12 protein-coding genes are annotated in these 13,746 nt (G+C 60.6%); 4 read left to right on the top strand and 8 right to left on the bottom strand.

All coding sequences use genetic code 11. The features are described 5' to 3' along the window. Positions 1–22 precede the first annotated feature (22 nt). Positions 23–652, bottom strand: a complete 630-nt coding sequence (locus P7C00_RS26700; protein WP_346633850.1) for an alpha/beta fold hydrolase — start codon at positions 650–652, stop codon at positions 23–25. 144 nt (positions 653–796) lie between these two features. Between P7C00_RS26700 and P7C00_RS26705 the strand changes: the two genes are divergently transcribed. After that, positions 797–1,231 carry a YhcB family protein gene (locus P7C00_RS26705; RefSeq protein ID WP_123724784.1) on the top strand — a complete coding sequence of 145 codons (435 nt, stop codon included), beginning with the start codon at positions 797–799 and terminating at the stop codon, positions 1,229–1,231. 77 nt (positions 1,232–1,308) lie between these two features. Here the strand turns inward: P7C00_RS26705 and P7C00_RS26710 are convergent, their stop codons facing one another. The 4 genes from P7C00_RS26710 to P7C00_RS26725 form a co-directional block, all read right to left on the bottom strand. Continuing rightward, positions 1,309–2,055, bottom strand: coding sequence for an OmpA family protein (locus tag P7C00_RS26710; RefSeq protein ID WP_346633849.1), 747 nt, complete (start codon positions 2,053–2,055; stop codon positions 1,309–1,311). 111 nt (positions 2,056–2,166) lie between these two features. Further along, positions 2,167–2,811, bottom strand: a complete 645-nt coding sequence (locus P7C00_RS26715; RefSeq protein ID WP_404937627.1) for an MBL fold metallo-hydrolase — start codon at positions 2,809–2,811, stop codon at positions 2,167–2,169. A gap of 59 nt (positions 2,812–2,870) precedes the next feature. Continuing rightward, positions 2,871–3,371: a methylated-DNA--[protein]-cysteine S-methyltransferase gene (locus P7C00_RS26720; protein WP_404937628.1), complete on the bottom strand. Its 501-nt coding sequence runs from the start codon at positions 3,369–3,371 to the stop codon at positions 2,871–2,873. 165 nt (positions 3,372–3,536) lie between these two features. Then, positions 3,537–3,791 (bottom strand): hypothetical protein, encoded by a 255-nt coding sequence (locus P7C00_RS26725; protein WP_404937629.1) that lies wholly within the window; start codon positions 3,789–3,791, stop codon positions 3,537–3,539. A gap of 302 nt (positions 3,792–4,093) precedes the next feature. Between P7C00_RS26725 and P7C00_RS26730 the strand changes: the two genes are divergently transcribed. From P7C00_RS26730 to P7C00_RS26740, 3 genes are all read left to right on the top strand, one after another. Next, positions 4,094–4,768 carry a response regulator transcription factor gene (locus tag P7C00_RS26730; protein ID WP_346633845.1) on the top strand — a complete coding sequence of 225 codons (675 nt, stop codon included), beginning with the start codon at positions 4,094–4,096 and terminating at the stop codon, positions 4,766–4,768. After that, complete coding sequence (locus P7C00_RS26735) at positions 4,761–6,092, top strand: HAMP domain-containing sensor histidine kinase (RefSeq protein WP_346633844.1); 1,332 nt, start codon at positions 4,761–4,763, stop codon at positions 6,090–6,092. The genes P7C00_RS26730 and P7C00_RS26735 overlap by 8 nt, the downstream gene beginning before the upstream one ends. Before the next feature lie 244 nt (positions 6,093–6,336). Continuing rightward, positions 6,337–7,239, top strand: a complete 903-nt coding sequence (locus P7C00_RS26740; RefSeq protein WP_102860294.1) for a LysR family transcriptional regulator — start codon at positions 6,337–6,339, stop codon at positions 7,237–7,239. Positions 7,240–7,328: 89 nt separating this feature from the next. Here the strand turns inward: P7C00_RS26740 and P7C00_RS26745 are convergent, their stop codons facing one another. The 3 genes from P7C00_RS26745 to P7C00_RS26755 form a co-directional block, all read right to left on the bottom strand. Further along, entirely contained in the window at positions 7,329–10,064 is a 2,736-nt protein-coding gene (locus P7C00_RS26745) for a LuxR C-terminal-related transcriptional regulator (RefSeq protein WP_404937630.1), read from the bottom strand. Positions 10,065–10,372: 308 nt separating this feature from the next. Further along, positions 10,373–11,737 carry a DUF1329 domain-containing protein gene (locus tag P7C00_RS26750; protein ID WP_346633842.1) on the bottom strand — a complete coding sequence of 455 codons (1,365 nt, stop codon included), beginning with the start codon at positions 11,735–11,737 and terminating at the stop codon, positions 10,373–10,375. Between the two features lie 30 nt (positions 11,738–11,767). Continuing rightward, a complete protein-coding gene (locus tag P7C00_RS26755; protein ID WP_346633841.1) occupies positions 11,768–13,651 on the bottom strand; it encodes a DUF1302 domain-containing protein in 1,884 nt (627 codons plus the stop codon). Between the last annotated feature and the right edge of the window lie 95 nt (positions 13,652–13,746).

The raw sequence follows: 13,746 nt of genomic DNA on the forward strand, positions 1-13,746 counted from the left end.
GTAATCGCTTATCAGACTGCTATCAATTCGAAAGTCGCGGCAGCACCAGATCCTTGAGATCAGTGAGCTTGCCATGAAAAAAGTGCCCGCATTCTGCCACTTTCAGCAGCTCATGGGGGCGAACAAGCGCGTCGGACCAGTCATAGACCGCTTGAGGGTCAATGACTTCATCGGTTTCTGGCTGGATCAGGGTCAGCGGGCAGTTTTCCGGCAGCAGGTCGGTATCGCGCAGACGGGTCACCGCCGCCGCCACCATGAACAGGTGCTTGAGCTGCACGCCCTGGGCCTCCAGGCGCCCGCCAAGGCTGGCGGCGACAAAACCGCCGAAGGAGAACCCCAGCAGGGTCAAGGGCAGCTCCGGATGCTTGGCCTGCAACCATTGGGCGGCAGCCTGGGCGTCATCGACTTCGCCACTGCCCATGTCGTGACTGCCTTCACTGGCACCAACACCTCGATAGTTGAAACGCAAGGTGATCAGACCGGCATCCCGTGCGGTGCGCTGCAAGGTGGACACCACCTTGTTGAGCATGGTGCCGCCCTGCACCGGGTTGGGGTGACAAATCAGTGCCACGCCGCGAGGATCGGGCACCTCCAGATACAGGGCTTCCAGTTGGCCCACCGGGCCGGCAATCACTACAGGGGTTTCACGCATTAGCAAGGAAGGAACTCCGTGACCTCGAAGGGGGTCGACTCGTCTAGCAAATGGTCTGTGCCAATCTATTGCGAGTGAATCGCGGTATACAGCGCAGGTTCGAGCCGTTAACGTAAAGCAAAGCCGTTTATAGAGGAAGGACTCGTGGAACACTCGCTCTTAGTTTGGTTGTTGCCGACTCTTGCCCTGGTCGCGGGTGTCGCCATTGGATTCCTGGTTGCTCGCCTGCTGCCCAATGCCGCGCCTAACCGCACGCAGCGTCAGTTGGACGATATTCAGGAACGTTTCGACAATTATCAGAATGAAGTGGTCACCCATTTCAACAGCACTGCCACCCTGGTGAAAAAGCTCACCCAGAGCTATCAGGAAGTGCAGGACCATCTCGCCGAGGGTGCCAATCGCCTGGCCCTGGACGAGCTGACCCGGCAACGCCTGCTGGCCGCACTGCACTCGGAGTCGGCACAAGCTCCGCGGGAGCGTCTGACTCCACCGCGGGATCAGGAGCCACCACGGGACTACGCACCGAAGACACCAAACGCTCCGGGCATGCTCGACGAGCAATACGGCTTGAAGAAGTAATCCGCTTCAGTCATTAAAAAGCCCGCCCGATTTGCATCGGGCGGGCTTTTTTATATCTGGGATTCCAGTCGACTCAATCAGTACTGCTGACCTTGCTGCTGGTAGGGCTGCTGGTATTGCTGACCAGGCTGCTGATACTGCTGGCCCGGGATTGCCTTGAGGTTGACCTCTACACGACGGTTCTGTGCTCGGCCGTTGACGTCGGCGTTGCTGGCGATCGGATTATCCGGACCAGCACCGCGAGCGGACAGGTTGGCACTGCTCACACCCTGGGAAGTCAGGTAGGTCGCCACGCTCTGGGCACGACGCTGGGACAGGTCCATGTTGTGCTGACGGCTGCCGGTGCTGTCGGTGTAGCCGACGATCTCGATCTGGTTCTGGTTGAACTCGCGCAGGGAGTTGGCCAGGTTGTTCAGCGGTTGGTAGAAGCTTGAGGCGATGTTCGCCGAGTCAGTGGCGAACGTGATGTTGCCCGGCATGATCAGCTTGATCTGATCACCCTGACGCTGCACTTCAACCCCGGTATTGGCCATGCTGGCGCGCAGTTTCTTCTCCTGCTGGTCGGCGTAGTAACCGTAACCGGCGGCGGAGGCACCCACTACGGCGGCACCGATCAACGCGCCCTTGCCACGGTTGTTGTGGTCAATGGCAGCACCGGCCAATGCACCAGCCAGGGCACCCAGGCCACCGTATTTTGCAGTTTTGCTCATGCCCGACGAACCGCCGTCGGCCTGCCCCTGGTTGTCATAGGGGTTAGGCGAAGCGCAGCCGGACAACAAGGCCACAGCAGTAGCGACAATAATCAAACGACGCGAGGTGAACATGGAAAGCTCCTACATTTTGCATTCTGTGGTGCAGCGGACGTTGGCAACAGACCTTTGCTGGCGTTGGAACACACAGAGCGGCAAAAATTCCGTCAGCGACCAGGCAAAAAGTCAGGCTCTCACAAACGGGTTCTGGCGCATCTCATCGCCCAATCGAGTGTCTGGGCCGTGCCCGGCAATCACTGTGGCGTCTTCATCGAGGGTATACAGACGCTGCTTGATCGAACGCACCAGGGTGGCCTGATCACCGCCCCACAAGTCCGTGCGCCCGACCCCGCGCTTGAACAGCGTGTCGCCGGCAATCAGAAGCTTAGCCTCAGAAAACCAAAAGCTCATGGAACCTGGGGTATGCCCGGGAGTATGCAGAGCCACGCCGCAACCGCAGGCCAGTTCCTCATCGTCGTCCAGCCAGCGGTCCGGGGACGGGACCGGTGTGTAGGGCACGCCAAACATGCTGCACTGCATCTCCAGGTTGTCCCACAGGAACTGGTCGTCCTTGTGCAGATGCAAGGTGGCGCCGGTCTTTTCCTTCATCTGCCCGGAGGCGAGAAAATGATCCAGGTGCGCATGGGTATGAATGATGCTCACCACCTTCAACCCCAGGGAATCGAGGCGGGCCATGATCAAATCGGGATTGCCTCCCGGATCGACAACTATGGCTTTCTTGGTCAGCGGGTCGCCAATGATGGTGCAGTTGCACTGCAGCGGGCCGACGGGGAAGGTTTCACGGATAAGACTGGGTTTGGCGGCGTCCATGGAAGGGTTCCAGAAAAAAACGATGACGCATTCTGGCACAGCTCGCCGCCAGCACTCACTCAGAACGCCAGTTGCAGCGTCTCCTCGCCTTCCAGCGCCAGCAGGAACTGCTTGGCTTCAAGCCCCCCGGCAAACCCGGTCAGGCTCCCCGAAGCGCCGATCACTCGGTGACAGGGAGCCACAATCGAGATCGGGTTACGGCCATTGGCTGCGCCCACTGCCCGCACCGCCTTGGGACTGCCGATCTGCCGGGCAATCTGGCTGTAGCTGCGGGTTTCACCGAAAGGAATGGTCAGCAACGCCTGCCAGACCTTGCACTGAAACTCGGTACCGGCGAAATCCAGCTCAAGCTCGAAGCGCTCACGGCTGCCAGCAAAGTACTCCCGGAGCTGACGCTCGGCTTCCAGCAGCAGAGGATGGTCAACCGCCTCCTGCAAAGGCCCGAGACGTACCCGGTTCTGCCGTTCGTGCTCCCAGAGAATCGCTGCCAGCTTCGTCCCTCTGGCCACCAGAGTCAGTTGGCCAACGGGGGACGCCATCAGTTTGAATACGCAGGACATCTCAGGTCTCCTTCAATCCGCCAGTGGAATCGGACCCGGAACCCTGTGGTTCATGGCCTTCCTCTCAGTACACCGACACTGTAAAGCGAGATTCAAGCGCAAGAACCACGTTTCTTGCGCTTGAACTCGACGGCGAATCATTCTGAGTGCCGGGCAGAGCCGAAGCTAGTCGTCCTCATCCACCAGGAAACAGTTGTCACTGCTACTGCGCTGGCCATAGGGATCGACAATGAAGGCCCCGCGCCCCTGGCCGCATTCGAGCAAGCGCACCGGAGACAGTTCGCGCTGCCGGTCGATCTGCGCATTGAAGCGCATGATGTAGACCCCCAGGGAAATCGATACACAGAGAATCAGCACCAGACACAACACCAACTGATCGGTGTAGCTGGCGCCGCCCTTATCAGCATGCACTGATGACATGATCGGATCCTGCCTGCTCAACGCTGTGGCCAATCAGTAACCAGTTCAGGGGGCCGCCCCCTCCCAGGCGCCCCCAAGGTGCCTGGGAAGGCAGGGCGCAGGCCATCAGGACGAGAAGAATCAGAACCAGCAGGATTCCTTTGACCACCGAAGTCAGGTTCATGGCGGTGCCACGCTCTGGAGTTAAGAAGAGCCCCAGCTTAGAGACGGCCGGGTTAACACCGGGTAAACATCGGCAGAAAGCCGCCCGACTCCGCTATCCTTCGGCCCATTGAGCGCCAAGGGTCCAAGGGGACGTTTCCGTGCATATTCAACTGCTACTGGTCGAGGACAACCTCGACCTGGCCAATACTGTCATCGAGTACCTGGAAATCAGCGGCATCGTCTGCGACCACGCCAGCAACGGTCAGACCGGCCTTAACCTGGCTCTAAGCCAGCACTACGACGTTATCCTGCTGGACATCATGCTGCCGCGACTGGACGGCCAGCAGCTGTGCCAACAGTTGCGCCTGCAAGGCAGCCAGACACCGATCCTGATGCTTACCTCGCTGGATGCCCTTTCCGACAAGCTCGCCAGCTTCGCTGCCGGGGCCGACGACTATCTGGTCAAGCCCTTTGAAATGGCGGAACTGGTGGCCCGTATTCGCGCCCTGAGCATGCGCCGCAGCGGCCAGGCGAGCCGCCTGCAAGTGGCCGACCTGGTGATGGAACTGTCTACCCGCAAGGTCAGCCGCGCCGGCCAGGAGCTGCATCTGTCGCCCATTTGCTGGACCCTGCTGGAGTGTCTGATGCGTGCCAGCCCGGAGCCGGTGACCAGGGAACGCCTGGAGGCAACAATCTGGGGCGACGAGCCACCGGACAGCAACACCCTCAAAGTGCACATGCACCGACTGCGCAAGACCGTGGACAAGTCCTTCGGCCAGCCGCTGATCCACACCCTCCCCGGTATTGGTATCCAACTGAGGTCACATGCGTAACGGTTTGGGTCTGAAATGGGTGATCAGCGGCAGCTTCCTGCTATTGATCGCCGTGGTGTTGTTGATCTACAGCCTGCTGCTGCCGGAATACAGTGTCCGCGGCCTGCTCTATACCGCCAGCGCGATGATGGAGGAGGAAGCCCAGTACTTCGCCAGGCATTACAAGAAAGATCCGAACACCCCACCGCCGCACAACTACTTCTATACCAGCGTCATCGGCAAAGAGGCGCTGCCAGAGAAAATCCGTCAGATGCTGGACACGCCACCCAGCCTGTCCTTCGGTGCGGTGCAGGTGTTTGGCGACCTGGAGTCCGATGATGAGGATGAAGGGCGGGCGATCCTGGCCCAGCCCCTGGCTGACGGCAAGACCCTGTACATGTACGACGTCGACCACGACCAGGAAGAAGGCGGCGAAGTCGAAACGCCACTGTCCGATGCCTACCTGGATCATGAGCTGCGAGGCGTCATCTTCATCAGCCTCGCGGTGTTTATCCCGGCGCTGATCATCATTGCCCTGCTGGTCTGGTGGCTGGTTCGTCCACTGGGGCGACTGGCCCAGTGGTCCACGACCCTGAAGGATGCGGAGTCCAGCCAACGGCCGAATTTCAGTTTCAAGGAGTTCAATATGCTGGCCGACGCCCTGGCCCAAAGCGTGCAGCAAGTTCAGGCCGCGAGCCTGCGCGAAGGTCGCCTACTGCGCTATACCAGCCATGAACTGCGCACGCCGCTGGCGGTGCTCAAGGCCAATATCGAACTGCTGACCCTGCAATCCGGCGGCGTCCTGCCCCCGCCCCTGCAACGTATCGAGCGCTCGGTGCTGAACATGCAGCGCATCGCGGAAACCTTGCTGTGGATGAGCCGTGAACTGCCTGAGCCCTTGCCGGAGGAAGCCATCGACATGAGCGGCCTGGTCAATGAACTGATCGAGGAACACCGCTACCTGATCGGCACGCGGGATATCGAACTGATCCTCGACATCAGTAGCGAACCCTGCCGCCTGCCCCTGACCGCCTGCCGCATCGTGGTGGGCAACTTCCTGCGCAATGCCTTGCAATACGCCGATGAAGGCAGTGTCGAGATCAGCTTCGAGCACCCGCAGTTGCGTATCGTCAACCGCATCCGCGAAGCCAAGCAGTTGGAGCCCTCCAGCGACTTCGGCTATGGCCTGGGCCTGGAGTTGATGTGCCAGCTATGCGCACGGCTGGGCTGGCATATCGAAGTGCTCGACGAGCAGCAGCACTTTACTGTCACCCTGAATTTCGAAGCTGCTCCATCCCCCGAGCCGTTACCGGCTCCAGAGAGCCCGCCCGACGCCAACGGATAAGCCTCGTGTTCCTGGTCCAGGACCCGGAAGGCGAGGAAATATGTCTTCGCAAGCGATGAAAAAACTGCCTAAACCTCGTCCTTTCCAACAGCGCTTATGGGTATTGTTGAGGGACAAAAAATCATGCCTGGGGCTGGCCGGTGCATAACTTGCTTGCATGGAGCGCAATGCGATTGGCGTGATGCAATCAAGCGCCGAGTCAGTACGACCCATCCCCGTGCCCAGGCAAAGAATGAGGTTCGCTGTGGCCGCCTACAATCTGCGTCAACTCAAGTACTTCATCACCACCGTCGAATGCGGCAGTGTCGCTGAAGCGTCACGCAAGCTGTACATCGCCCAGCCGTCGATCTCCACCGCCATCAAAGGCCTGGAGGACAGCTTCGGCGTGCAGTTGCTGATCCGCCATCACGCCCTGGGCGTATCCCTGACCCCAAGTGGTGCACGCTTCTACCGCAAGGCCCAGGAGCTGCTGCGCATGGCCAAGGAGTTCGAGCAGAACGCCCTGGCGGACAACGACGTGGTGGCCGGACAGATCGACATCGGCTGCTTTGAAACTGTCGCGCCTTTGTACCTGCCACAACTGATCGCCGGCTTCAGTGCCCTGTATCCCGGGGTGGAGATCCGTATCCGCGATGGCGAACAGCAGGAACTGGTACAGGGCTTGACCGGCGGCGCCTTCGACCTGGTGATCCTGTACGAGCACGAACTGGACGGCACCATCGAAACCGAGCCGCTGATGCCACCGCAAAGGCCCTACGCGTTGCTTCCCGCCGACCACCGCTACGCCCAGCAAGCCCAGGTTTCACTGCGGGACCTGAGCCTGGAACCGATGATCCTGCTGGATGTGCAGCCGAGCCGGACCTACTTCGTCAGCCTGTTCGAGGAGCTGGGATTGACGCCACAGATCGCCTTCAGCTCGCCGTCCATCGAGATGGTGCGGGGCATGGTGGGCCAAGGCTTCGGTTTTTCGATTCTGGTAACCCGCCCCCACTCCCAGTGCTCCTACGACGGCAAGCCGGTGGTGTGCGTGGACATTGTCGAGGACGTGACCGGCTCCGGGCTGGTGGCGGCCTGGCTCAAGCGTGGCCAATTGACCAAACCGGCGCGCCTGTTCGCCGATTACTGCAAACAGCACCTGGCCCGATAACCCCGGGCCCGGCGCAGTGTCAGGACGCAGATGCTGCCAATCGGCCCACAGCGATGGGCCAGCAGAAGGCCTCGCCAGCAGAGTGGCGCCTAACCCAGCAACCCCAATTCCTGGGCCCGCGCCACAGCCTGTGTACGGCGCTCCACCCCAAGCTTGCTGTTGATATGGCTGGCATGGGTTTTCACCGTATGCAGCGAAATGAACAAGCGTTCGCTGATTTCCTGATTGGAACAACCCTGGGCAATCAATTGCAGCACCGACAGCTCCCGGGAACTCAACGACTCACTGTGAGCCGCCACCTCAGGAAGCTCACGGGGGGCTGCAGGCAAGCGCTCCAACAAGGCCTGGGTCAAGGCGGTCGACACGCAGTGCTGCAGTTGCTCGCGCATCCAGCAGGGGTGACTGCGGATCAAGCTCTCGAAAGGTTGCACCGCGCCCCCCACCGCCGCTTCCAGGGCCCGGGCAAAGTCCTGTCGTGCCTCTGGGCCGCGCCCGGACGCCAGTAACAGCAGGGCTTTCTGGGTCAGGGCCATAACGCTCAACAACTGCCGACCGCTTTGCTGGCCATGTTCCACCAATCGATTCAAGCGCTGTTCGGCCCGGGCAGAGTCGCCCTTGATGGTTTCCAGCTGGGCCTGCTGCAATTCGATGTGCAAGGGCAACTGCGGATGGAACTCCGGCGGCGCCGCTGCCTGTTCCCCGGTGTAGGTCTGGCCCAGCCTCGCCAGCCAGGCCTCGGCCAGGTCGGTGCGGCCCTGGGCCAGCCAAAGTTCGCATTTCACCAGGGTGATCATCGCCAGGTAGTAGATCGGTGGCACGTCCCAGATATGCATCAGGCGCTCGGCCTCGGCGAGCTCGGCAAAGGCCCGGGAAAACTCGCCCCGCAGGCCCTCCTGCTTGGCGATCACGCAATGAGCGATCAGCACACTGATATCGCGACAGGCCCGGGCCTCCACCAATCCGGCTTGTAAACGCACCAGGCCGGCCTCGGGCTGGGCTCGCAAGGTCAACAGATAACCCTCATAGAGGGTCAGCCGGGCCCGCACTGCGTACAGTCTTTGAGCCGACAGACCCTGCAGGCGCCGTAATCCCTGATGCACCTCTTCCAGGGCCCGTAGCACTTCACCCCGGGCCTGCAGAACCCGCGCCCGATCATAGTGGGCCAGGGCCTCGAACAACGGATTGCCGACCCGCTGCGCCAGCTCCAGAGACTCGCGATTGAGGCTGCGGGCGCGCCACAGATCGGCGTCGGTAATCGCCAGGTTGGACAAGGTCGACAGGCACATCAGGCGTTGCCCGTAGCGCTTGTGCGGCAGGCTTTCCAGGGCTTCGCTGCAGTAGGCCAGGGTCAGCTCCCGTTGCCCGCGCCCGCGAGCGATGATCCCGCTCAACGCCAGCCATTGCGCCAGCATCGACTTCTGCGCAGTGGCCGAAGGCGCCGGCAGGAAACGACTCAGGTGATCCGCCAGCTCCTCTGCCGCATCCAGCTGGCAGGCCAGGCCCAGGGCCCAGCTGTAGAGCACGATCAGCCTTGGTGTGCTGATGAGCAGGCTGTCAGGCAGGTCCATCTTCCAGCGCAGCAGCATGCCGACATTCTGCTCAGCCAGCAGTTGCTCCTCCGACAGGTTCTGCACCAGGTTGGCCGCCACATCCAGGTGTCCGGCGCGCAGCGCCTGCTCCACGGCCTCGTCCAACAGCCCTTGAGCGTTGAACCAGCGACAGGCCCGCAAGTGCAGACTGGCGGCCGGCACCAGGGTATTGGCCGTGGGCCGGGTGCGCAGCAGATCGGAAAACAGATGGTGATAGCGATACCAGTGTCCGTGTTCGTCCAGGGGCACCAGGAACACTTGGTGGGCCTGCAGAAAACCCAGGATCTCGGCACTGTCATGGGCTTCGCGCAGGGCGTCGCAGAGCTCGGCGCAAAAGCGCTCCTGGGGCGCCGTGTCATAGAGGAAAGCCTGGACTTCGGCGGGCAGGCAGTCGATGACTTCTTCCAGCAGGTAGTCGCGGATCAGCCCTTCGCCTCCATGCAATCCCTGGGGCAAGGTGCCCAGCGCACCCGCCTCGGACGCTGCCAGTAGCCAGAAACGCAATCCGGCAACCCAGCCCTCGCTGCGCTGGATCAGGCTTTCCAGAGCCTCGCCGCGCAAGGAGCTGCTGTGGCGGTCCAACAAGCTGAGGGATTCGTCATGGGTCAGGCGCAGATCCTGCTCATTCAGCTCCAGCAACTGTCGTGAGAGCCGCAGCCGCGCCAGATGCCAATCCGGACGCTGACGACTGGTGACCAATACCAGCAGACCATCGGGCAGGTGATTGAGAAAAAACTGCAGGCAACGATCGAGCACCGGCCCCTGGGCCAGGTGATAGTCGTCCAGGACCAGCAACAGCGGCGTGTTGCTGGACAGGTGAATCGCCAGTTCGTCCAGCAAGCCATCCAGCCACTCTTCAAAGGCGAAAGGCTGATGGCGCTGGCGCATTTTCAACAGACCGAGAGACTGCCGGCCCAATTGGGGATAGTACTGCTGCAAACCGGCCAGCAAGCGTTCGAGGAAGCGCCCGGGATCACTGTCTCGGCGGCTCAACCCCAACCACAGGCTCTGCCAGTTGCCCGGCAACCCCTGGCAGAACTCCACCGCCAGCGAGCTCTTGCCGAACCCGGCCGGCGCACTGACCAGCAACAGTCTTCCCTTCAACCCGGCACTCAAGCGCTCGCAAAGACGCGGCCGCTGCACGTATCCGTCGGGCAGAGGGGGTCGATAGAAACGCCCTTCCAACGCAGGAATCACCGCGCTGGCAGACCGTTGAAGGGGGGACAGCTCAGTCATGGCCAACTCTTATTGATGTAGGGTTGTCGGCGTAGCAGATGCCCGCAGACTAGCGGTAAAAAGCGACCTGTTGAAGATTTTTGCGACCATTCGAGTGAAAAAGACTATGACCAAATGGGTCAGATACATCTGATTTATCAGCCGACATTTCAGTTATTTATCCGGCAACCTACTAATTCGCCTAGAGAAAGCCCGCCGGAGCAGCCTAGATTGTTGTGCATATCTGCGAATGCACAATTTTTCAGGCAAAAAAAAGCCCCGAACCAGTCGGGGCAATTTCCGAGGATGCGGCCTCTATTGACAGCGGATCAGCGAACTCCGTCCTGACGCAGGGCGGCTGGAGTGAAGTCACTGGTGGTTGCGGTGAAGCCGAAGTCATACGCCTGCTTCTCTTCGTTCTTCATGCCCAGTGCCAGGTAGCGGCCGGACTGCAGGTCGTAGAGGGTTTCCAGGGCATACCACGGCACTTGCTTGTCGTAGTAGTTCTCGGCGTGGGCTTCGGCCACACGCCACAGTTGGCCACGACCGTCATAGTGGTCGATCACCGCAGCTTGCCAGGTGTCTTCGTCGATATAGAAGTCACGCTTGGCGTAGATGTGGCGCTGGCCTTCCTTCAAGGTGGCGACCACATGCCAGACCCGGCGCAACTCGTAACGAGCCAGGTCCTGGTTGATGTGCCCGGCCTTGATGATGTCGGCGTACTTCAGGCTCGGCGAGTCGAGCTTGTAGCTGTCGGAGGCGATGTACATCTCCTTCTTGCCTTCCAGTTTCCAGTCGTAGCGATCCGGCGCACCGTTGTACATGTCCAGGTTGTCGGAAGTCCTCAGACCGTCGGCGGCGGTACCCGGGCCGTCATAGGAGACTTGCGGAGCACGACGCACACGACGCTGACCGGCGTTGTAGACCCAGGCCGAACGCGGTTCCTTCACTTGGTCGAGGGTTTCGTGGACCAGCAGCACACCACCGGCCAGACGCGCCGGGGCCGTCACTTTCTGCTTGAAGTAGAACAGGATGTTGCCCGGGTTCTTCGGATCGTAGTCCTTCATCTTGTCGCGGAACACGAACTGGTCCTGGAAGTACACCAGGCTGTAGGAGCCGTTGGCCTGCGGCGTGGCCTGGGTCACCAGACGGGTCACGCTGCCACCGCGATAGCGGGTGATGTGGTTCCAGATGACTTCCACACCGCTCTTGGGAATCGGGAACGGAATCGCGGTTTCGAAGTTCTCCAGGCCGTTGCCGCCGGACACCAGGTTGGTGCTGGTGGCGTTGCGCTTGATCGCGGCGAACACCTCAGCCGGCACCGTGGCCCCGCGATGGGACGGATAGACCGGCATCTTGAAGGTTTCCGGGTAGCGCTTGAACATCGCGTACTGCCCCGGGGCCAGCTTGTCCTTGTACTGCTCGACGTTCTGCGCGGTGATGGTGAACTGCGGCTGCTCGCTGCCATAAGGGTTGGACAGGAAACCCTTGCTGTCCACAGTGCCGGCGTTGGTTGCCAGGGGCTTCCAGGCGGGAATGGTGCCGGCAGCGTTACCGGCCATTTCCGCGCCCATCGGCGTCAGGCTGGTGCCCAGCTTGGCCGCTTCATCGGCCGAGACCGCGGCCATGACCCCGGTCGCTAGCAGTGACAGTCCCAGCACACCGACGTGCAACAGACTCTTGGTGATTTTCATATTGTTGTTCTTCCTGAAAATGCAGTGTGCTTAGAAGTTCACGCCAACGCTCAAGGCGAGGAAGTCCCGGTCATCCACGGTGCTGTAGTCGCCACCGAAGAAGTTGGTGTAAGCCAGGCTCGCGGTGTAGGTGTTCTGATACTCGGCGTCCAGGCCCAGGCTGATGGCCTTGCGACCTTCCTCGAAGTTGGCGCCAGGACCTGGCGAGTAGCCCTTGACGTCGTGGGACCAGGCCACGTTCGGCTTGAGGTTCACACCGGCGAATACATCCGGGTATTCCCAGATGGCCCGACCGCGGTAGCCCCAGGAGGTGGCGGTGGTGAAGCCGTCGTTGTTGCAGTTGCTGCTGAGATTGCTGGCATCTGCGCCCGGTCCTGCGCCGGCGATGGTGGTGGAGTTGAGTGCGCGACAGGTGTTTTGCCCGCCGGTGGCTGGCAAGGCGCCAGGACCAAACACCGGATCACGTCCATAACGGACATCCGACTTGCTCTCCAGACCGCCGACGTGGGTAACCCCCACCTCACCCACCAGAGTCAGACGGCTGGCGCCCATGACCTGATCAAAGAAGTGCGTGAAGGTGGTCTGGAATTGAGTGATTTCCTTGCGGCGATAGCCATGCAGGTCCTGTCCAGGAATCCCGTCGAGCAAGGAGGCGTTGGTGTAGGCCCCCCCCAAGCGCCGAACAGCGGAATAGAGAATATCGGTACTGTTCAACTGCACCGGCGCATTCGGCCGATAGCTCAGTTCGCCGCTCCAGGCGGTACCTGTAGGCAAAGTGGTGGAGAAGCTCAGTCCGTACAGGCGGATGTCTTCCGGATACTCGATAAAGTACTTCGAGTTACCGGCAATCCACACCGGCGCCAATGCGCCAAACGCTCCGGCGATGTTGTATGCCGACTGAGGAGCCCCCGTAGCACTGAAGATCGGTGCACGGCTGTGATAGTTCATGAAGTAAGCGCCGAACTCAGTGTCCAGCGGCTCGAAGTTGTAACGGAACGCCGCGCCAAACTGACCACTGTCACGGGCGTCACGGTCGCCACTACGGCGCACCAGAGCACCCTCCTCGTTTATATCTACTCCACGTGCGGTAAGGTTCGCCAGGCCAGCAGGGCTCAGCCTGGCAATGGTCGAACGCTTGGACAGGAGTCGCAGATTGTCGTCACAGCCATCGGAAATGTTGTCCGGCTGGGAGAAGAAGGTGCCGCAGTTATCGGTAACGGTCTGGTCCCATTCCAGCTGGTAGAAGGCTTCGGCCGACAGGTTCTCGGTCAGGTTCTGGGAGATGTAGAACATGTTGACCGGGATCAGGCCTTCCTTGACCTCGGCACCGGGACGGCGGAACGCCGACACGTCGATGGGGTTGATCGAGTTGATACCGCCGCCGATGAAAGTACTTTCACCCCAGCTTACGACCTGCTTACCCAAACGCACCGAACCCGGCTCATCGGCAATGGAGTAGTTGTGATAGACGAAGGCATCGAGGATCTGCCCGCCGGAGGACTTGGCGCCTTCCTTGCGGTTGTTGTCGCTGATGTTCTTGAAGTCCATGTCTTCGTCTTTGAGCTTGAAGTCATACCAGTACTTGCCACGAACAAACACACCGGTATCGCCGTACTTCAACTCCAGGTCATGGATGCCCTTGAAGATCTTCGAGAAGGTCTGGCCCTTGTTGAAGTTCAAGTGGCCGTCATCGGTGGTCTGGGACAGGCCCTTGCCGCCATTGTTGACCCCGATCAGGTCCTTGTTGCGTCCGGCGGTCGACCAACTGGCCCCCACCGACAGGGACGAATCGAAGCTACCTTCGATTTCACCGATATTGAAGCTAACGCCGAATGCAGGCCCGGCGAGCGTGGAGGCGAGACCGACGGCCAGGGGCAGTTTCGCCCGGCGCCAGAACTGGTTTGCTGATGTCATCGACGCTACTCCATGTGCATTATTGTTATGGCAGTACGCTTTTCTGAAAACGCTTCGAATACCGGTTGGATGAACACTTGTCCCGGCTCCGAAGT

The sequence above is a fragment of the Pseudomonas sp. JDS08PS003 genome, from assembly GCF_045013505.1.
Classification (GTDB): Bacteria; Pseudomonadota; Gammaproteobacteria; order Pseudomonadales; family Pseudomonadaceae; genus Aquipseudomonas; species Aquipseudomonas protegens_B.

Excerpts from the sequence above, each read along its gene's own strand:
- P7C00_RS26700 (WP_346633850.1), bottom strand. The coding sequence starts at position 652 with ATGCGTGAAACCCCTGTAGTGATTGCCGGCCCGGTGGGCCAACTGGAA.
- P7C00_RS26710 (WP_346633849.1), bottom strand. The coding sequence starts at position 2,055 with ATGTTCACCTCGCGTCGTTTGATTATTGTCGCTACTGCTGTGGCCTTG.
- P7C00_RS26715 (WP_404937627.1), bottom strand. The coding sequence starts at position 2,811 with ATGGACGCCGCCAAACCCAGTCTTATCCGTGAAACCTTCCCCGTCGGC.
- P7C00_RS26720 (WP_404937628.1), bottom strand. The coding sequence starts at position 3,371 with ATGTCCTGCGTATTCAAACTGATGGCGTCCCCCGTTGGCCAACTGACT.
- P7C00_RS26725 (WP_404937629.1), bottom strand. The coding sequence starts at position 3,791 with ATGTCATCAGTGCATGCTGATAAGGGCGGCGCCAGCTACACCGATCAG.
- P7C00_RS26735 (WP_346633844.1), top strand. The coding sequence starts at position 4,761 with ATGCGTAACGGTTTGGGTCTGAAATGGGTGATCAGCGGCAGCTTCCTG.
- P7C00_RS26745 (WP_404937630.1), bottom strand. The coding sequence starts at position 10,064 with ATGACTGAGCTGTCCCCCCTTCAACGGTCTGCCAGCGCGGTGATTCCT.
- P7C00_RS26750 (WP_346633842.1), bottom strand. The coding sequence starts at position 11,737 with ATGAAAATCACCAAGAGTCTGTTGCACGTCGGTGTGCTGGGACTGTCA.
- P7C00_RS26755 (WP_346633841.1), bottom strand. The coding sequence starts at position 13,651 with ATGACATCAGCAAACCAGTTCTGGCGCCGGGCGAAACTGCCCCTGGCC.